At 68.8% G+C, this 18,815-nt stretch carries 22 protein-coding genes; 5 read left to right on the forward strand and 17 right to left on the reverse strand.

Features of this window, described 5'->3' with window-relative positions; translation table 11 throughout:
• Nucleotides 1-215: 215 nt before the first annotated feature.
• From E3T61_RS18560 to E3T61_RS18575, 4 genes are all read left to right on the forward strand, one after another.
• The gene (locus tag E3T61_RS18560; RefSeq protein ID WP_134642335.1) at nt 216-863 is read left to right on the forward strand and encodes a hypothetical protein; all 648 of its coding nucleotides are present in this window, start codon (nt 216-218) and stop codon (nt 861-863) included.
• Complete coding sequence (locus tag E3T61_RS18565; protein WP_134642336.1) at nt 863-1,090, forward strand: helix-turn-helix domain-containing protein; 228 nt, start codon at nt 863-865, stop codon at nt 1,088-1,090. Before E3T61_RS18560 ends, E3T61_RS18565 begins: the two co-directional genes overlap by 1 nt.
• Before the next feature lie 101 nt (nt 1,091-1,191).
• The gene (locus E3T61_RS18570) at nt 1,192-2,733 is read left to right on the forward strand and encodes a hypothetical protein (RefSeq protein WP_134642337.1); all 1,542 of its coding nucleotides are present in this window, start codon (nt 1,192-1,194) and stop codon (nt 2,731-2,733) included.
• A 9-nt stretch (nt 2,734-2,742) separates the two neighbouring features.
• Entirely contained in the window at nt 2,743-3,723 is a 981-nt protein-coding gene (locus E3T61_RS18575) for a pirin family protein (RefSeq protein WP_134642338.1), read from the forward strand.
• A 36-nt stretch (nt 3,724-3,759) separates the two neighbouring features.
• On the opposite strand, the gene cls is transcribed toward E3T61_RS18575, so the two are convergent.
• The 16 genes from cls to tilS all read right to left on the reverse strand — a co-directional run bounded on the left by cls (nt 3,760) and on the right by tilS (nt 17,684).
• Nucleotides 3,760-5,214: a cardiolipin synthase gene (gene cls, locus E3T61_RS18580; RefSeq protein ID WP_420898504.1), complete on the reverse strand. Its 1,455-nt coding sequence runs from the start codon at nt 5,212-5,214 to the stop codon at nt 3,760-3,762.
• Between the two features lie 11 nt (nt 5,215-5,225).
• Nucleotides 5,226-5,402 (reverse strand): hypothetical protein, encoded by a 177-nt coding sequence (locus E3T61_RS21965; protein ID WP_165384898.1) that lies wholly within the window; start codon nt 5,400-5,402, stop codon nt 5,226-5,228.
• Nucleotides 5,403-5,515: 113 nt separating this feature from the next.
• The gene (locus tag E3T61_RS21970) at nt 5,516-5,668 is read right to left on the reverse strand and encodes a hypothetical protein (protein WP_166793306.1); all 153 of its coding nucleotides are present in this window, start codon (nt 5,666-5,668) and stop codon (nt 5,516-5,518) included.
• 4 nt (nt 5,669-5,672) lie between these two features.
• Complete coding sequence (lysS, locus tag E3T61_RS18585) at nt 5,673-7,205, reverse strand: lysine--tRNA ligase (RefSeq protein WP_134642339.1); 1,533 nt, start codon at nt 7,203-7,205, stop codon at nt 5,673-5,675.
• A gap of 57 nt (nt 7,206-7,262) precedes the next feature.
• The gene (gene panC, locus E3T61_RS18590) at nt 7,263-8,138 is read right to left on the reverse strand and encodes a pantoate--beta-alanine ligase (protein ID WP_420898505.1); all 876 of its coding nucleotides are present in this window, start codon (nt 8,136-8,138) and stop codon (nt 7,263-7,265) included.
• Between the two features lie 2 nt (nt 8,139-8,140).
• Nucleotides 8,141-8,920 (reverse strand): Rossmann-like and DUF2520 domain-containing protein, encoded by a 780-nt coding sequence (locus tag E3T61_RS18595; protein WP_134642341.1) that lies wholly within the window; start codon nt 8,918-8,920, stop codon nt 8,141-8,143.
• Entirely contained in the window at nt 8,917-10,554 is a 1,638-nt protein-coding gene (locus E3T61_RS18600; RefSeq protein WP_134642342.1) for a PH domain-containing protein, read from the reverse strand. The genes E3T61_RS18595 and E3T61_RS18600 overlap by 4 nt, the downstream gene beginning before the upstream one ends.
• Nucleotides 10,551-10,976 (reverse strand): PH domain-containing protein, encoded by a 426-nt coding sequence (locus E3T61_RS18605; protein ID WP_134642354.1) that lies wholly within the window; start codon nt 10,974-10,976, stop codon nt 10,551-10,553. Before E3T61_RS18605 ends, E3T61_RS18600 begins: the two co-directional genes overlap by 4 nt.
• Nucleotides 10,977-11,181: 205 nt before the next feature.
• Complete coding sequence (locus E3T61_RS18610; RefSeq protein WP_134642343.1) at nt 11,182-11,670, reverse strand: DUF3180 domain-containing protein; 489 nt, start codon at nt 11,668-11,670, stop codon at nt 11,182-11,184.
• Nucleotides 11,667-12,233, reverse strand: coding sequence for a 2-amino-4-hydroxy-6-hydroxymethyldihydropteridine diphosphokinase (gene folK, locus E3T61_RS18615; protein WP_134642344.1), 567 nt, complete (start codon nt 12,231-12,233; stop codon nt 11,667-11,669). Before folK ends, E3T61_RS18610 begins: the two co-directional genes overlap by 4 nt.
• On the reverse strand, nt 12,230-12,625 hold the full coding sequence (gene folB / locus E3T61_RS18620; RefSeq protein ID WP_134642345.1) for a dihydroneopterin aldolase: 396 nt from the start codon (nt 12,623-12,625) through the stop codon (nt 12,230-12,232). The genes folK and folB overlap by 4 nt, the downstream gene beginning before the upstream one ends.
• Nucleotides 12,622-13,428: a dihydropteroate synthase gene (gene folP / locus E3T61_RS18625; RefSeq protein WP_134642346.1), complete on the reverse strand. Its 807-nt coding sequence runs from the start codon at nt 13,426-13,428 to the stop codon at nt 12,622-12,624. The genes folB and folP overlap by 4 nt, the downstream gene beginning before the upstream one ends.
• Entirely contained in the window at nt 13,425-14,003 is a 579-nt protein-coding gene (folE, locus tag E3T61_RS18630; RefSeq protein WP_134642347.1) for a GTP cyclohydrolase I, read from the reverse strand. Before folE ends, folP begins: the two co-directional genes overlap by 4 nt.
• A 10-nt stretch (nt 14,004-14,013) precedes the next feature.
• Nucleotides 14,014-16,020 (reverse strand): ATP-dependent zinc metalloprotease FtsH, encoded by a 2,007-nt coding sequence (ftsH, locus tag E3T61_RS18635; protein ID WP_134642348.1) that lies wholly within the window; start codon nt 16,018-16,020, stop codon nt 14,014-14,016.
• Between the two features lie 85 nt (nt 16,021-16,105).
• Nucleotides 16,106-16,666, reverse strand: a complete 561-nt coding sequence (gene hpt, locus E3T61_RS18640) for a hypoxanthine phosphoribosyltransferase (protein WP_088457319.1) — start codon at nt 16,664-16,666, stop codon at nt 16,106-16,108.
• Nucleotides 16,653-17,684 carry a tRNA lysidine(34) synthetase TilS gene (gene tilS, locus E3T61_RS18645; protein WP_134642349.1) on the reverse strand — a complete coding sequence of 344 codons (1,032 nt, stop codon included), beginning with the start codon at nt 17,682-17,684 and terminating at the stop codon, nt 16,653-16,655. The genes hpt and tilS overlap by 14 nt, the downstream gene beginning before the upstream one ends.
• A 45-nt stretch (nt 17,685-17,729) precedes the next feature.
• Here tilS and E3T61_RS18650 point away from each other — a divergent pair, with 45 nt between their 5' ends.
• Complete coding sequence (locus E3T61_RS18650) at nt 17,730-18,221, forward strand: inorganic diphosphatase (RefSeq protein ID WP_088457321.1); 492 nt, start codon at nt 17,730-17,732, stop codon at nt 18,219-18,221.
• 77 nt (nt 18,222-18,298) lie between these two features.
• Here E3T61_RS18650 and E3T61_RS18655 read toward each other — a convergent pair.
• The coding region (locus E3T61_RS18655; RefSeq protein ID WP_166793307.1) for a C40 family peptidase at nt 18,299-18,815 on the reverse strand (517 nt) is incomplete at its 5' end.

The raw sequence follows: 18,815 nt of genomic DNA on the forward strand, positions 1-18,815 counted from the left end.
CGTGACGGATGTGACCCGCGAGTTCGTCTCCGCGGCACGGTGCGCCCTCGTCGGCGCGGCGTTTCCCCCGACCTGCCCCCGATCGGACGAGTTGCCCCGGCGCACCGGGGCAACTCGACCGCAGCGGGGCAACTCGGCGGGAACCCTTGCGTGCCGCAACGATAATCGATATGGTCAAACCAATCTCACGTATCGATAATCGTTAGGAGAAGCTGATGGCGCAGAACACCCTCGCCGACAAGGCGGACCGCACGGCCCGGTTGGAACGACGGCTCGGCCGGGTTCTCACCTGGCTGATTCTTGGCGGCGCCCTACTCTGGGGCCTGCTGGGGACCGGCATCGGTGCCACCATCCTGATCGGGCAGCTCCTGCACGACCGGTTCGCCGTCACACTGATTGCGGATGCGCCCCTGCCGCCGGCCGCGTCCGCCGGCACGGCGCAGATCACAGGCGGCACTTTCGATTCGGCTGGGGTCACCGTCTCCGGCCTCAGCGCCCTGCCCCGCTTCCTGCTCACTCTGGAGGGCTCCACAACCGTCGCCACGACCCTGCTGGTCTCGGCGACGGTGGCCTACTTCTGTTGGAGCGTGCTGCGACGCCGTCCCTTCAACCGACCGGTGTTCTGGCTCGTTGCGCTGGTGGGCTACGCGCTCATCCTCGGCACCGTCCTTGGGCAGGGCTTTGGCGGGCTCGGCCGGATGATCGCCGCCGGTGAGCTGAACGGAGCCGCCCCGGACGGCTTCTGGCCGTTGGCCACCCTCGTGGACCTCGCACCCGCAGGGACCGGACTCGTGCTCCTCGTCGCCGCCGCCGCGATCTCCCTCGGCCAGCGCCTGCAGCGCGAGACCGACGGACTCGTCTAGTGGTCGCCGCCGATGAGGAGGCCACCGGCATCCACTGCCGGCTCGACGAGCTGCTGCTTGACCGTGGGATGACCCTTACCCGGCTCAGCGAGCTGGTCGGCATCAGTGTGGTGAACCTGTCGGTGCTCAAGAACGACCGGGCCAGGGCCATCCGGTATTCGACCCTGGCCGCGGTGTGCGCCGCCCTGGACTGCGAGGTCGGCGACCTGCTCGTGCGCCAAGGCTAGCGACGCGCCCCCTTGCGGGGGGTCCTGATGGCGCAAATACTGTCAGCAATCGGCTCCACGATTTCGCGACCTCAGAACAGCAGGCGAAAGGCGGCGGCACCATGGACGGCACCCCGAACCCCGCCGGAACCCGCAAGGCGGGCCCGAACGGATCCAGAGTCACAGATCCGGCCGATGAGATCGCCAGGCTCTCCGCCGAGAATGCCCGGCTGCGCGGTCAACTCGGTCCGGCCGCTGAGCACCGTGCGGCCGCCAGATGGCGGGCGTTCTTCGCGGCGCTGCTCATCGCCATCGGGGTGGTCCTGGCCCCGGTGAGCGTGGTGGCGTACTGGACGAAGGGCTACATCAACGACACCGACAGGTTCGTCGCCTCGCTCGCCCCACTCGCGGACGACCCGGCCGTACAGGCCTACCTGGTCGACGAGATCGTCACCGTGGTCAATGACAACATCGACATCGACGGCATCACCAAAGACCTCTTCGCCGGGCTCTCGAACCTCGACATCCCACCGGCCGCCAAGAACGCCCTGACGCTGCTCGAACAACCGGCCATTCAGGGTGTGCAGAGCTTGATCCGGTCGGCCGCCACGAACATCGTCGCCTCCGACGCCTTCGCCCAGCTCTGGGAACAGGCGCTGCGGACCAGCCAGACCCAGGTCATCGCCGCGCTGGAGGGCGACACCAGCTCGGCGTTGGTGATCAGCGACACCGGTGAACTCGGCATCCAGCTCGGCCCGATCATCGAGGAGGTGAAGAAGGAACTCGTCGCCCGGGGCTTCACGCTGGCGCAGAACATCCCCGCAGTCGATCGCACCATCGTGGTGGCCCAGTCCGATTCCCTGGTGCAGGCGCGCACCGGCTATCAGTTGCTGAACGTGCTCGGTTTCGTGTTGCCGTTGGTGAGCCTGGGCCTGATCGTCCTCGGAGTGCTGGTGGCCAGACGGCGCTCCCGCACCATGATCTGGGCCGGCCTCACCCTGGCATTGTCGATGGCGCTGCTTGCCGCCGGGATCGCGGTGGGCCGGATCCTGTTCGTCAGTGCCGTCTCGCCGACCTATCTGCCCAACAATGTGGCCCAGGCGCTCTACGACGCCGTGGTGCCGTTCATCAACGCCACCGCCCTGTCGGTCGGGCTGGTCGGCTTCACCGTGGCCGTCGTGGCGTACCTGGCCGGGCCGTTCCGCGGCGGGACCATCGTGCGCCGGGGCACCATCGGCACGGCCGCCCGGATCCGGGCGGCGGCAGCGAACGCCGGAATCACGACGGGCGGTTTCGGAGATTTTCTCTACCACTACCGCCGTCTGGCGCACGTGCTCATCGGGTTGGCCGCCGCCGCCGTCGCCATCTTCTGGCGGCCGCTCACCCCACCGGTGATCATCTGGACAGCGGTGCTGGCGCTGCTGGCCGTGTTGCTGGTCGAGCTGTTGCAGCGTCCGCCGGTCAGCCCCGACGTACGCCCGGCATCCGGCACCCCGCCTGGTGCCCCTCCCGGCGCCGGTCCCGGACCGCAGGAGCCGCCGGCCGGCGACACCCGGGACCAGCCCACCCTGCCGTTGCCGCCCGGAGACCCGGACGATCTGGCCGGCCAGACCGGCCCCACCGAACCCCTCGAACCGATCCGCACGACGGGTCGTCCGGATTAGGCTCGCAGTGTGAGCAACCTCGAAACCGAACCGGCCGAGATCGTCAGCGATGCCCCCGCCGTTCCGGGAGCCGACCCCGTCGTCCTCCTGCAGCCCAGGGATGTGCCCCTGGGCGGTCCGCGAGCCATGGGTGTGCGTCGCACACTCCCCCAGCGTGAGCGCAGCCTGATCGGCGCCTGGTGCTTCGTCGACCACTACGGCCCCGACGACGTCTCGTTGACCGGCGGGATGGTGGTGCCGCCGCATCCGCATACCGGGTTGCAGACGGCGAGTTGGCTGTTCGCCGGCGAGGTGGAGCACCGAGACAGCGTCGGTAGCCTCGCCCTCGTGCGTCCAGGCGAACTGAACCTGATGACCGCGGGCGCCGGTATCAGCCACTCCGAGGTGTCCACCCCCAACACCACCGCGCTACACGGGGTGCAGCTGTGGATCGCGCTGCCCGAGCTCACCCGGCACCAGGAACCGCATTTCGAGAACCACGTCATCGCGCCGATCCTGCGTGCCGGGGTCACCCTGCACGTGTTCCTGGGCAGCCTGGCCGGACACACCGCGGCCGCCACCGGGGACACCCCGCTGGTCGGCGCGCAGATCGACCTGCCTGCCGGGTCGTCGATCGACCTGGAGGTCGAGGGGTCCTTCGAGCACGGCGTCCTCGTCGACACCGGCACCGTCCGGTTCGCAGGCGCAACGGTGCAGCAGAATGAGCTGGGCTTTGTGCGGGCCGGTCGCACAGGCATCCACCTGGCGAACACCGGCGACGGACCGGCGCGGGTGGTGCTGCTGGGCGGCGAGCCGCTCGGCGAGCAGATCGTGATGTGGTGGAACTTCATCGGCCGCAGCCACGAGGAGATCACCGCCTGGCGGGCCCAGTGGCAGCTCGAGGTGATCGACGAGGCGGATCCGGCAGGTCGGTTCGGCCAGGTGGCGTACCACGGCAAGGCGCTGCCGGCACCGACGCTGCCGACCGTGCGGCTCAAACCGCGCAGCTGACGGTCGCCGCGCGGCGACCCCGCTTCCGCGTCGCGCCTACTGCACGGCCGAGGTCAGCCTGGCCAGGTTGTCGAGGATCGTGGAGCGCAACGGCTGCCGCATCCACTCCTCGAGGGTGAGTTCGCGGCTGTCGGCCCGGTAGCCGTCCTCCACGGCGCGCAGCGCCTGCACGAACGAGGATCCGCGCACCATCAGCGATACCTCGAAGTTAAGACTGAACGAGCGCATATCCATGTTGCTGGAGCCGATCACGGCGACGTCGTCGTCGATGGTGAAGTGCTTGGCGTGCAGAACGTACGGCGCTTTGTACATGTAGATCTTCACGCCGGCGCGAAGCAGCTCCTCGTAGTACGAACGCTGCGCGTGGTACACCAGAGCCTGGTCGCCGATCTCGGAGACGAACAGTTCCACGTGCAGTCCGCGTTGCACGGCCGTCGTGATCGCGTACATGATCGACTCGTCCGGCACGAAGTACGGGCTGGTGATCACGATGCGTTCCTGCGCGTAGTAGAGCAGCGCCAGGAACAGGCGCAGGTTGTTCTCACCCTTGAAGCCAGGGCCGCTGGGCACGACCTGGCAGTCGAGGGCGTCGGAGATCTGCTCCGGATGCACAGGTTCGATGTCGCGGGTGAGCAGCTCGTTGGTCTCGCTGTACCAGTCGGTGATGAAGATCGCGTTCAGGCCCGACACGATGGGCCCCTCCAGGCGCACCATGAGGTCTTTCCACTTGAGGCCGCGGCGGATGTTCCGCTTCATGTTGTAGGTGCGATCGATCACGTTCTGCGAGCCCATGAAGCCCACCCGTCCGTCGACGATGACGAGCTTGCGATGGTTGCGCAGGTCCGGCCGCTGCCACTGGCCCTTGAACGGCTGCAACGGCAACATCAGCTGCCACTGCACGCCGGAGGCGGTCAGCCGGCGTTTGGTCTCCTTGAAGCCGGGCTTCCGCATCGACTGGATGTGGTCCATCAGCACCCGCACGGTGACGCCGCGCTTGACGGCGTTCTCCAGGGCGTCGAAGAACGGCGCGGTGGTGTGGTCCAGCGAGATGATGTAGAACTCGACGTGCACGTACTTGGTGGCCCGGTCGATGTCGGCGGCCATCGCGGCGAGGGTTTCCTCGTAGTCGCCGTGCAGCCTGGCGCGGTTATCACCCACCAGGGGCATCGAGCCCAGGTTGCGGTTGAGCTGCACAACAGATTCGAGCCAGCCTGGCCACGGATGTTCGCGGGTGACCCGCTCCATTCCGGCGGTGCTGTCCAGGATGAACTGGTTGATCTCCGCCTGCATCTCGACACGGCGCTTGGGCAGCGTGCGGAAGCCGATCAGCAGGAACAGGAGCGCGCCGAAGTACGGGATCAGGAAGATCGCCAGCAGCCAGGCCATCCCGGAGGTGGGCCGGCGGTTGCGCGGAACCACGATGATGGCCACCACGCGGATGGCGAAGTCCACCAAGAATGCCACCACAAGAAAGATGGTGGACAGGTCAATGCCGAACACGGTCAGCTAGCCGGTTTGTCGAGGCCGAGTCTGGCCCGTTCCTCCGCTTCGACGCGCGCGTACGCGTTTCGTTCGGACCGGTCGGCGCGGATGATGGCACGCATGATGATCCAGAAGATCACGCCGACCAGAACCGTGGGCGCGAGCGAGAACAGTGCGTTGGCCCAGAAGTCATCCATAGTCACTCCAGCCTACGCTGTCCCGCCCCCGCCCCATCCGCGAGCTGTGACTTAAGCACCAGGATTCGCGGGTTTTGGGTGCTTATCTCACGGTTCGCGAGAGCGGCCGGGGGTTACTTGACGAGAATGCCCCAGATGCCCGAACCCAGCAGGTACAGGCCCACGGCCCCCACCACGACCCAGATCATGATCCGGTTGTTCGACGGACCCTTCTTGCCGCCGTCGTCGTCGGGCTTCAGCTCGTCCTTGGGCAGAAAAGTCATCATGCGGTCACTTTACCAACGGGAAGAGGATGGTTTCGCGGATGCCGAGGCCGGTGAGGGCCATCAGCAGCCGGTCGATGCCCATGCCCATGCCGCCGGTGGGCGGCATGCCGTGCTCGAGAGCGCGCAGGAATTCCTCGTCCAGGCGCATCGCCTCGGGGTCGCCGCCGGCCGCGAGCCTGGCCTGCTCCACGAAACGTTCGCGCTGCACGACGGGGTCGACGAGCTCCGAGTAGCCGGTGGCCAGTTCGAAGCCGCGGATGTAGAGGTCCCACTTCTCCACAACACCGTCGATGGAACGGTGACCGCGCACGAGCGGGCTGGTGTCGACCGGGAAGTCGAGAACGAACGTGGGGCGTACCAGATCACCCTTGACGAAGTGCTCCCAGAGTTCCTCCACGTACTTGCCGTGGATGGGGTGGTCGACGTCGACATCTTCGGCTGCGGCAAGGGCCTGCAGCTCGGCGAGCGGGGTGGCGGGGCTGATCGTGCGCCCGACGGCGGCCGAGAGGCTGTCGTACATGCTGATGCGGTCCCACTGGCCGCCCAGGTCGAACTCGGTGCCGTCGGCCCAGGTCACCACGTGCGAGCCGCCGGTGATGGCCGCGGCGGCATCCTGGATCAGGGTCTGGGTGAGCTCGGCGATGGAGGTGTAGTCGCCGTAGGCCTCGTAGGCCTCGAGCATGGCGAACTCGGGCGAGTGGGTGGAGTCTGCACCCTCGTTGCGGAAGTTGCGGTTGATCTCGTAGACCCGGTCGATACCGCCGACGACGGCGCGCTTGAGGAACAGCTCCGGTGCGATGCGCAGGAACAGTTCGGTGTCGAACGCGTTGCTGTGCGTGGAGAACGGTCGGGCGGAGGCGCCGCCGTGCATGGTCTGCAGCATCGGCGTCTCGATCTCGAGGAACCCGCGGCCGGTGAAGGTGGCACGGAGGCTCGCGACGGCCTGGGAGCGCTGCACGACGGTGCGGCGGGCCTGCTCGCGGGCGATGAGGTCCAGGTAGCGGCTGCGCACCCTGGTCTCCTCGCTGAGCGCGGAGTGCAGGTTGGGCAGCGGCAGCAGGGCCTTGGCGGCGATCTGCCATTCGGTCACCATGACCGACAGTTCGCCGCGACGGGAAGAAATGACCTCACCGGCGACGAAGACGTGGTCGCCGAGGTCGACGAGGTCCTTCCACGCCGCGAGCGACTCCTCGCCGACGGCGGCGAGGGAGACCATCGCCTGGATGCGGCTGCCGTCGCCGGACTGCAGGCTGGCGAAGCACAGCTTGCCGGTGTTGCGCAGGTGCACAATGCGCCCGGCCAGGCCCACCGTGACGCCGGTCGCGGCATCCGCTTCGAGCTCGTTGTACTCGGCGCGCACGGCCGGGATGGTGTGGGTGACGGGCACCGACACCGGGTAGGCGCCGCCGCCGGCGCTGGTCGCGGCCGCGTTCAAGCGGTCCCGTTTGGCCAGCCGCACGGCCTTCTGCTCGGTCAGTTCGGCCTGGGCCTGTGCGTCATCGTTGTCGTCGGGCACGGCGTCGGGGGTGGTGCTCATGCGGATTCTCCATCGGTGGGCGTACACGGGCCAAGCCGGTACCCCGTTGAAATGCGGTTAGGGGATGTCCAGGGAAATGTTGTCGATCAGCCGGGTGCTGCCGACCACCGCGGCGACCAGCATCCTGGCCTGGCCTCGGTAGTCGTCGTCGACCGGCAGGTAGGTGTGCGGATGCACGACAACGAGATAGTCCAGTTTAACCAGAGGCGCGGCACCGATCACCGCGTGGGCGGCCACGATCGCGGCCGGCACCCCGGCATGGGCGGCTGCGGCAGCAGCGGTCAGGCCGACCGAGAGCGATCTGGCCGCGGTACGAGCGGGCTCGTCGAGGTTGCGGTTACGGCTGGACAGGGCCAGGCCGTTGTCTTCCCGCACGGTGGGCACGACCTCGATCCGCACCCGCAGGTTGAGGTCGGCGACCATCCGCTCCACCAAGAACACCTGCTGGGCGTCCTTCTGGCCGAAGACCGCGATGTCCGGCTCGACGATGTTGAACAGCTTCGCCACGACGGTGAGCATGCCGTCGAAGTGGCCGGGCCGGGCCGCGCCTTCGTAGAGGCCACCGACCGCGCCGGCGGTCAGCCGGGTCGAGGCGGCGCCGTCGGGGTACATCTCGCGGGTGTGCGGGGCGAAGACGAAGTCAGCGCCCTCCTCGGCCAGGGCCGCCACGTCGGTCTCGAGGGTGCGCGGGTAGGTGTCGAGGTCTTCGTCGACGCCGAACTGCAGCGGGTTGACGAAGATCGACACGACCACGATGTCGCCCGCAGCGACGGCACGCCGAACCAGAGCGCGGTGACCATCGTGCAGGGCGCCCATGGTGGGGACGAGCACGACGTGGGCGTCGCCGCCCTTGGCCGCGACGTTCTGCTTGGCAAGGCAGAGGCGGCTGCGCAGTTCGTCGATCGTGTCGATGACTTCTGGCTTGGTGAGCACAGTCACTGGTCCTCCGGGTCGAACGGGTGTGGCGGGTATGGCGGGTCAAGCAGGTGGGTGGCCTCGTCGAGTAGAGCAGGGTCGTCGAGCGGATGCCGGGCACCGGTGCGGGTGAGGGCGTTCTCGATGGCCGAGCGCACCAACGGCGCGATGACGGCCCCCGGATAGTCGATGCCGATCTCGTTGAGCAGGCGGGTGGACTGTTCGACGATCGAGCTGGAGAACGCCGTGGCGGTCTCGATCGCCTCGGCATAGACCTCCCGGTCCCCTTCGGCCACGATCACCGGTTCGCCGCCCATCTCCACGACGAGAGCCTGCGCGATCGGCAGCACCGGCGCCGGGGCGGTCACGGCGAAGTAGCTGTCGGCGAGGCGGCTGATATCCAAGCTGGTGCCCGTGAACGACATCGCCGGGTGGATGGCCAACGGGATCGCGCCGTTTCGTTGGGCGGGCAGCAGCACGTTTGTGCCGTACCGGGCCGAGGTGTGCAGAACGAGCTGGCCCGGCTGCCAGGTCCCCGTGGCGGCGAGGCCGTTCACCAGGCTTTCCAGTTGATCGTCCGGAACCGCGATGATCACCAGCTCGCTGCGCTCGACCACTTCGGGCACGGTGAGCACCGGCACCCCCGGCAGGATCGCCTCAGCGCGGTCCCGGCTGGCCTGCGAGATCGCGGAGATTCCGGTCAGGGCGTGCCCGGCTCCGGCGAGGGCGGCGGCAAGGATGGGGCCGACGTGACCGGCGCCGATGATGCCGATGCCCAGCCGCCCCGGACGCTGGCTCACGGGGTCACCTCGGTGGCGGTGGGGCCGGTGAGGGCCGCGGCGGTCCGGGTGGGGGTGAGGTCGATGTCCTGGCGGCTCCAGTGGTGGCTGGTGTCGGAATCCGCGGAGGCGACGGCTCCGGCGGTGACGGTCTCCAGCAGGCGCTCGGCCTCGCCGACGTCGATCACTCCCAGGGTGGCGCTGACCGGCCCGGCCACGGTGTGCAGCCGGGCGCCGGCCAGACGCAGCCGGCGGCGAACGGGACCCTGGCTGATTCCGACGCTCTGCAGCCGGGCCAGGGGCACGAGCACGAGTTCCCTGGACAGCACGCCGCGGCGAAGCAGCACGGCGCCGGCCGACACCGCGTAACCGGTGCGGCGCCACGAGAACGGGCGGAGCCAGGCGGCCCGGCGCGGCGCGTTGACGAAGCCGTCGTCGCCGCCGCGGGAGGTGAGGCCGCGCTGGATCAGGGCGCGCGACTCGTCGATCGCGAACCCCGGCAGGATCAGTTCGAGGACCTTCGCCACATCTGCCAGCGATCCGACCGGCAGCACGGTGGTCGCCGCCTGGCCGGCGGCGCCGTCGTTGGTGGAGTGGCCGGCCTTGTTGATGCTGATCTGCCACCAGCCGAACGGCCTCCAGGCCAGCGGCTGGGTCACGCCGATGGCGTGGATGCGGCCGGGCGGGAGCGTCTCGTTGCTGGTCGTGAGCAGGCCGAAGCCCACCCGCACGCCGTCACTGGTGCCGGCGATGCTGTAGCGCAGCGACTTGGTGAACCTGGACACGTAGTAGCCGACACTGGCGATCAGGCCGGGGAAGATCGCGATCAGCAGCCATTCGCTGCCGCCGACGATGACGCTCACGATGAGGGCGACGATCGCGATGGCGACGAAGACAGTGAAGCCGCTGAAGACGATCGAGCCGATCAGTCGGAGTAGGGGTATGCGCACGACCGACTCCGGCGGGGCGGCATCCGGGTCGAGTTCGGGGGCGAGGAACTCGCCCACCCGGGCGCTGGCGTAGTCGTTCAGCGCGTGACGGCGGGCGGCCTGCGCGGCGGTCGGCGGGCCGGCGGGCATCAGGGCCGGGTCGACGGCCGGGTGTTCCGGGGCCGGCTCGCCCGCGGCGGGACGGGGCTGCCGGGCACCGGAGGCCAGCTGCAGGATGTCGCGGCGCAGCCCGTCGGCAAGCGCAGACCCGAGGTAGGCCAGCTGCACATTGGCGTCCTGACCGGCGACGCTCACTTCGAGCTTGGCCGTCCCGAACAGACGCGGGACGAGCGGGCGCACGATGTTGACGCCCTGGATGCGGTCGAGGCGGGCCTGCCGGTGGCTGCGGAACAGGATGCCGCTGCGCACCTCGACGGATTCGTCGCTGACCCTGAAGGTGTGCATCCGCCAGGACAGGGTGAACGCGACGAGGATGACGATCAGGATCACGGCCGCGGCGAGAAGGGCCCAGCCGACGGCGCCGCGTTCGTAGATCTCGTCGAGGGGGTCGCCTGACTCCCGCGGGATGCCGAAGACCAGGTCGACGAGGCGCTCACGCAGGTTCGCGATAACGAACCCGAGCAGCGCGAAAACGAAGATGCCGCCGCGCAGCAGCGGGCTCGCGGGGTGCAGGCGGTGCCAGTCCCCGTCGGCGAGTGAGGTCACAACCCGGCCCGCCGGCTCTCGGCCAGTTCCACGAGGCGGTCGCGGAGGGCATCCGCGTCGGCCTCGGCGAGACCGGGGATCGCGACGCCGGAGGTGGCCGCGGCCGTGACGAATTTGAGGTCGGCGAGGCCGAGCAGGCGCGCGACGGGGCCGCGGGTGATGTCCACCAACTGCATGCGGCCGTATGGCACGGAGACGAAGCGCTGGTACATGATGCCGCGCCGGAAGAGCAGGTCGTCTGCGCGCAACTGGTAGCCGATCGAACGCACCCTGCGGGGTTCGAGGGCGAGGGAGATCAGGGTGATCAGCGCGATCAGCGCACCCACCCAGGCGGCCCAGACCTGGTCAAGCAACAGCCAGAGTGTGCCGGCCACGGCGCAGACGATGAGCAGGAAGAACACGGTTCCCACGATTTCGACCATGACGTACTTCGGCGAGACGCGCTTCCATTCGCCGGCCTCCGGCAGGTCGAGGCGGGCGCCGACGGGCGCCACGGCCGCGGTGCTGTCGCTGACCGGTGCGTCGTCGACAGGTTCTCCACTGGCGGGGACGACGCTGGCCGGCACGTCGCTGGCCGGCACATAGCCGGTCGGGTAGTCGCGGCTGGGATTCTCGCTGCCGGGTAGGTCAGGCACGGGCTGCTCCGCCATCGTTGGGTCCCCCATTGTCGTGATCGTGGTCGTCCGGCGGCAGTGTGCAGAAGTGCTCCGCCACGAGACCGCCCGCGAGGAGGATCACGGCGCCGAGCGCCATCCCGATCGCGAGCCACAACGATGTTACCGCCGGGACCACCGACCGGGTGAGGATGAAGACCACGATGCCCAAGCCAACGCCGAGCAGCAACGCACTGGAGAGACTGGACGCCTTGGCGAGCAGGGCCACGCGCATCGCCCGGAACGGGTCGACACGTTTGGTCGCCCGGCCCCTGGTGGCCTGGCGGATGGGCCAGGCCAGCGACACCAGGATCACGGCGATCAGGACCAGCGCGAGGGGAAGCGTGACCGGTGGAACGATGATCGGCGCGCTCCACGCGGTGGCCGCGAGCTCGACCAGGAACCCGACGACGAGCCCGGCCAGGCCCAGCGCGACCAGCGGGGTGGGATGGGTGCGCTTCATCGGCGGGGGCCCTCCGAACCGGTCTGGTGTGCGGGGTCAGCGCGCGTCGTCACCGGATGCGCCCGCGCGGTGCGGTCAGCGACGGCGAGAAGCTCACGCACCCTCCCGCGGCCCGGCAGTTCGGCGTCCGGGTCGATGTCGAGCCAGGGTGCCAGCACGAAGTCGCGTTCGGCGGCGCGCGGGTGCGGGAGGGTGAGCCTCTCGTCGTCCTGCCGAAGATCGCCCAGGCAGATCAGGTCGATGTCCAGGGTGCGATCGCCCCAGCGTTCCTCTCGGGTCCGGCCATGGTCGTTCTCGATGCCGTTGACGGCGTCGAGAAGGGCATCCGGCTCGCGCGACCAGAGCAGGCTCACCACAAGGTTGAGGTAGCCGGGAGCGTCCAGGTCCACCCCGTCGGGCTTGACGGCGTCGGAGGCGTAGACCGGTGAGACGGCGGTGAGCTCTGCCCCCGGCAGGTCGGCGATGGCACGCACGGCGGCGGCCAGGGTGTCCTCCCGGTCGCCGAGGTTGCTGCCTAGGGCCAGCACGGCCTTGCGCGCCGGGGCGGAAGCGGCGGCTCTCATGCCGGCCTTCCCGCGGTGCGCGCGCGTTCAATTTGCGCGCGTTCGATTTGTACCGACACGTCCGCGAACGGGATCTCGATGGGAGCCTGCGGTTTGTGCACAGTCACCCGCACGCGTTCGGCGGCGTCGTGACCGAGCACCACATCGGCGATGCGCTCGGCGAGGGTCTCGATCAGGTCCACCGGGTCGCGGCGCACAGCCTCGGCCACCTCCAGCGCGAGTTCGCCGTAGTGGATGGTGCTGGCCAGGTCGTCACCGGACGCCGCGGCCCGGAAATCCAGCCAGACCGTCACGTCGATGACGAACTCCTGGCCGTTCTCGCGTTCGAAGTCGAAGACTCCGTGGTGCGCGGTGATCCGCAGCCCGGTAAGGGTGATCGAGTCGGTGCTCATGACCCTATTCTGGCCGAATCGACTCGGACGAGCACGTTGAGGGCCGCCCGGCTGCCGGCAACGTCATGCACCCGCACGGCCCAGGCGCCCGCCTGCGCGGCCAGCACGCTGAGCACAGCGGTCGGCAGGTCCCGGTCGATAATGGCGGCGTCCGCCGGCAGCACGCCGGCCAGGAAGCGTTTGCGGGAAGCACCGACCATCACGGGCAGGCCGAGCGGGGCGAACGCGTCCAGGCGGGCGAATACCCGCCAGTTCTGGTCAGCGTCCTTGCTGAAGCCCAGTCCAGGGTCCAGCACGATCTGGCCCCGCTGAACCCCGGCGGCCTCGAGTGCGGTGACCCGCCCGGTGAGCTCGGCGACCACGGTGTCGACCACGTCGTCGTAATCAGCGAGCGTGTCCATGGTGCGGGCGTGGCCGCGCCAGTGCATCGCGATGTAGGTCAGCCCGGTACGGGCAACCACGGCCGCCATGTCGGGGTCGGCGAGGCCGCCGGAGACGTCGTTGATGATGTCCACTCCGGCGTCGGCGGCGAGTTCGGCGGTCCTGGCGTTGAGGGTGTCGACGCTCGTCCTGATGCCCAGGCGGCTCAATTCGGCGATCACGGGCAGCACCCGGTCCTGCTCGAGTCCCGGGGACACCCGGTCTGCACCGGGCCGGGTGGATTCGCCGCCGACGTCGATGAGGTCGGCGCCGTCGGCGATGAGGTCGACGGCGTGCTGCACGGCCGCTTCGGTGCTCGCCCAGCGACCGCCGTCGCTGAACGAGTCGGGCGTGACGTTGAGCACGCCCATCACGAGAGTCACCGTGCGGCCTGCGGGCCGCCGATGAGGGCGATGATCTCCGAGCGGGCAATGGGCAACGCCAGGTCCCCGCGGCTGGCCATGGTCACAGTGGAACTGTGAGTCTGGCGAGGACCCCGCGTGGTGACGCAGCCGTGGCTGGCGTCCAGGACCACCAGGATCCCGCGCGGTGCCAGTCCGGTTTCGAGCGCGTCGGCGATCTCTTCGGTCAGTCGTTCCTGCAATTGGGGCCTGGCCGCGAGGGTTTCCACGACGTTGGCCAGTTTGCCCAGGCCCACGATGCGATCACCCGGCAGGTACGCCAGGTGGGCGGTTCCCAGGAACGGGAGCAGGTGGTGCTCGCAGACCGAGCGGAACTCGATGTCGCGCAGGAGCACGAGTTCACCGGTGCGGTCGCCGACCGGCACGGTGTCACGCAGGTGGTCGAGCGGGTCCTGGCCGAGACCGGCGAAGAACTCGGCGTAGGCCGCCGCCACCCGTTGCGGGGTCGTCGCCAGACCGGGCCGCCCGAGATCCTCTCCGATGGCGGCGAGGATCTCGGCGACGGCCGCTTCGATGCGTGGCTGGTCCACTCCCACGAGCGCCGGTCTACGCGGTTGCTGGGCGTGGTTTGCGGGCGGGCGCGCGCTTGGGCTTCTCGGTGTCGCCACTCGAGATGCCGCTGTCGACGGCGGCCCCGTCGATGGGCGCCTTCGGTGCGGGCATCGCGATGGGAGGCAGGTCGGAGACCGGCCGCTTGTCGCTGGACAGCCACTGTGGGCGCGGCGGCAGCTTCTGCACGCCGGCGAAGATATCCACCAGGGCGGTCTGGTCGAGCGTCTCGTGCTCGAGCAGTTTTGCGGCCAGGTCGTCGAGGATCGCGCGGTTGGCGTTGATCACCGTGTAGGCCTCGTCGTGGGCGTTCTCGAGCAGCTGGCGCACCTCGGTGTCCACCCGCTCGGCGAGCCGCTCCGAGTAGTCCCTCTGGTGGCCCATGTCGCGGCCGAACATCATCTCGCCGGAGGCCGATCCGAGCTTGAGCGGTCCGACATCGGAGCTCATGCCGAACTCCGTGACCATCTTGCGGGCCGTCGCGGTGGCCTTCTCGATGTCGTTCGATGCGCCGGTGGTGGGGTCGTGGAAGATGATCTCCTCGGCGACCCTGCCGCCCATGGCGTAGGCGAGCTGGTCGAGCAGTTCGTTGCGCGTCACCGAGTAGCGGTCCTCGAGCGGCATCACCATCGTGTAGCCGAGGGCACGACCGCGGGGCAGGATGGTGATCTTGGTGACCGGGTCGGTGTTGCGCATGGCCGTCGCCACGAGCGCGTGTCCGCCCTCGTGGTACGCGGTGATCAGCTTCTCCTGGTCGCGCATCACACGGGTGCGGCGCTGCGGTCCGGCCATCACACGGTCGACGGCTTCGTCGAGGGCCCGGTTGTCGATCAGCTGGGCGTTGGAACGCGCGGTGAGCAGGGCGGCCTCGTTGAGCACGTTGGCCAGGTCGGCGCCGGTGAACCCCGGCGTCTTGCGGGCGAGCACCTCGAGGTCGACGCCGGCGGCCATCGGCTTGCCCTTTGAGTGCACCTCGAGGATGCGCTTGCGGCCGAGCATGTCCGGCGCGTCAACACCGATCTGCCGGTCGAAACGGCCGGGACGCAGCAGCGCCGGGTCCAGGATGTCCGGTCGGTTGGTGGCCGCGATCAGGATGACGTTGGTCTTGACGTCGAAGCCGTCCATCTCCACCAGCAGCTGGTTGAGGGTCTGCTCGCGCTCGTCGTGGCCGCCGCCCATGCCGGCACCGCGGTGCCGGCCGACGGCGTCGATCTCGTCGACGAAGATGATGGCCGGGGAGTTCTCCTTGGCCTGCTGGAACAGGTCGCGCACCCGGCTGGCGCCGACACCGACGAACATCTCGACGAAGTCTGAACCTGAGATCGAGTAGAACGGCACCCCGGCCTCACCGGCGACGGCGCGGGCCAGCAGGGTCTTACCGGTTCCGGGAGGGCCGTAGAGCAGCACACCCTTGGGGATCCGGGCGCCGACGGCCTGGAACTTGGCCGGTTCCTTGAGGAAGTCCTTGATCTCCTGCAGTTCCTCAATGGCTTCGTCGGCTCCGGCGACGTCGCTGAAGAAGACCTGCGGGGTCTCCTTGGAGACCAGTTTGGCCTTCGACTTGCCGAACTGCATGACCTTGTTGCCGCCACCCTGCATGCCGGAGAGCATCAGCCAGAAGAACGCACCGATCAGCAGGACCGGCAGGAGGATGCCGAGCAGCGACAGGAACCAGCTGGCCTGGGGCACCTCGTCGGTGAAGCCGTCCTTCGGGTCGGCGTTCGTGACGGCGGTGATGACCTCTTCACCGCGCGGAGCGACGTAATAGAACTGCACCTGTTCGCCGTAGGTCGAGTCGGCCTTGCTGAGGGTGAGGTCGACGCGCTGTTCACCGTCGACGATTTTCGCCTCAGCCACCTTGCCGTCCTTGAGGAAGTCCAGCCCCTGCTGGGTGGAAATCTCGCGGAAGCCAGACATGGTGAGGAGGCTCGACCCTACCCAGACGGCGATAACCGCGAGAATGATGTAGAGGAGCGGCCCGCGCAGAAGTTTCTTGACGTTCATGGTGGTCACAGGCTACCGCTCTCGTACTGGGCGAACACCGAGTGTTCGCCCAAAGGTGAACTTGATCAGTCGTACGGGTGTGAACCTACTCGCCTGTGGAGTAAACGTGCGGCGCCAGGACGCCGACCGAGCGCAGGTTGCGGTATTTCTCGGCGTAATCCAGGCCGTAGCCGACGACGAACTGGTTGGGGATGTCGAAGCCCAGGTACTTGACGTCGATTTCGACGCGGGCCGCATCGGGCTTCCGCAGCAGGGCGCAGATTTCCAGCGACGCCGGCCCGCGGGACTTGAGGTTGGCCATCAGCCAGGACAGCGTGAGGCCGGAGTCGATGATGTCCTCGACGATGAGCACGTGGCGGCCGTGCAGGTCGGTGTCGAGGTCCTTGAGGATGCGCACGACGCCGCTGGACTGGGTGCCGGACCCGTAGGAGCTGACGGCCATCCAGTCCATGGTGACCGGGTGCACGAGTTCGCGGGCCAGGTCGGCCATCACCATAACGGCGCCCTTGAGCACGCCGACCAGGAGGAGGTCCTTGCCCGCGTAGTCCGCTTCGATCTGCCGCGACATCTCAGCCAGGCGAGCTCGAATCTCGGTCTCTTCGATCAGGATTTCGGTGAGGTCGCCGTCAATGTCACGAGGTTCCATGGGAGCGGAAGAGTCCTTTGTTTGGGGTGTGTCGAGGAGCTGAAAACAGAAGCATCCCCCCCTGCCGTTCCACTCTAACGCCTGGCAGGTCGAGCGCATTCTGCCCGTGCCAATCGGTGACCAGCCGTGCGACGGCCAGCGTGTGGCTGCGTTCGAGGGACACACCGAACCCGCTGGCCGCCGCCAGGCGGATCATCCGTTGCCGCAATGCCGCCGGGTTAGCGGCCAACCCGGCAACCGAAATGGCGACGCCGGCTTCGGCCGGTTCGCTGATCTCAGCCAGGATCGCGACCGCCATGGCGTCGAGGGCGTCGGCGTCCTCACGAAGGGTTTCAGCCGTGCGGGCCAGCGCCTCGGCGATACCGGGCCCGAGTTCGTCTTCGAGCACCGGCAGCACTCGTTCGCGCACCCGCACCCGGGCGTACCTGGGGTCGACGTTCTGCGGGTCCGACCAGGGCAGCAGCTCGGCGTCCCGGCAGGCCTGCCTGGTCTGGGCGCGGCGGATGCCCAGCAGCGGCCGCCGATACGGGCCACTGACCGCGGCCATGCCCTGCAGGCTCGTCGCCCCCGAGCCGCGGGCCAGGCCGAGCAGAACGGTCTCGGCCTGGTCGTCAAGGGTGTGACCGAGCAGCACCGCGACCGCTCCGGTGCTCTCCAGCACCGTCTCGAAGGCGCCATAGCGTGCGGTGCGCGCTGCCGCCTCCGGTCCGTCGCCATCAGCATCCGTGACCGACACCGGCACGATCAACACCGGATCCAGTCCGAGCGCCGTGGCCTGGCGGGCAGCCGCCGCGGCCGTCTCGGCCGAGCCGGCCTGCAGGCCGTGGTCGACGATCACGGCGCCGGCGCGGAGCCCCGCCCTGGGGGCTTCGAACGCGGTCGCGGCGGCCAGAGCCAGGGAATCCGCTCCCCCGCTCAGCCCCACCAGCACCAGGCCGGCCTCCGGCAGCGCGGCCCGCACGGCACGGCGCAGGTCGGCGATGGCCGGCGACAGTCGCGGGCGGCAGGTGGACTCCATCCAGTAACGTTATCCGCAGACTTCGAATAAGGGAGATACCAGGCCATGGCCGAATACGACGCAGTCATTGAAATCCCACGCGGTAGCCGCAACAAGTACGAGGTGGACCACGAAACCGGTCGGGTCTACCTCGACCGGGTGCTGTACACGAGCTTCGTGTACCCCACCGACTACGGGTTCTTCGAGAACACCCTGGGCCTGGACGGCGACCCCGTCGACGTCCTGGTGCTGCTCGACTTCCCGTTGTTCCCCGGCGTCGGCGTGTCCGTGCGCCCCGTCGGCGTGTTCAACATGACCGACGACGGCGGCTCAGACGCCAAGGTCATCGCGGTTCCGGCCGGCGACCCGCGCTGGGACTACATCCAGGACGTCACCGATATCCCGGAGTACACCCGCAAGGAGATCGAGCACTTCTTCGAGCACTACAAGGACCTCGAACCCAACAAGTGGGTCAAGACCGAGGGCTGGGGCGACGCCGCAGAGGCCGACCAGATCGTGCGCGACGGCCTCAAGAAGCTCGTCGACGAAGGTCACTGACCTCTCGGACTGAGCTCAGACGCCAGAAGCCGCTTCCCTGCCGGGGAGCGGCTTCTGTTGTTCTGTGGAGCTGACGGTCAGGACGGCCGGCCGACGTACGGTGCGACCTGTCCTGGCGACCAGATGCTGTGCACCCGGACCGGCTTGCCCACGTCCGGCGCCTCGAGGATCTGTCCGCCGCCGACGTAGATGGCCACGTGGTAGTAGTTGCCCGGCGATCCCCAGAACACGAGGTCGCCGACCTGCACCTGCGAGAACGAGACGAGCTTGCCCTGGCCGGCCATGGTGTTGTACTGGTTGGTGGCCGAGTGGGTGCCGATGTAGATGCCCGCTGCGGCGTACGCGGCCTTGGTGAGGCCCGAGCAGTCCCAGACGTCGGGGCCTGAGCCGCCCAACCTGTAGCCCTTGCCGAGCTGTGCCCTGGCGAAGGCGAGCGCGGTCTCGACGGCCGACGCGTTGGGCGCCGACGGGGCGGTGACAATGGGCGCCGGCGCGGTGCCTCCGGACGCGGGCGCGCTCCCTGAGCCGCCGGTGGCGGGCGCGGCAGGGGCGGCGGGGGCCGCTGGAGCAGCCGGTGCGGGAGCCGCCGGTGCG

The organism is Cryobacterium lactosi (assembly GCF_004403945.1).
Classification (GTDB): Bacteria; Actinomycetota; Actinomycetes; order Actinomycetales; family Microbacteriaceae; genus Cryobacterium; species Cryobacterium lactosi.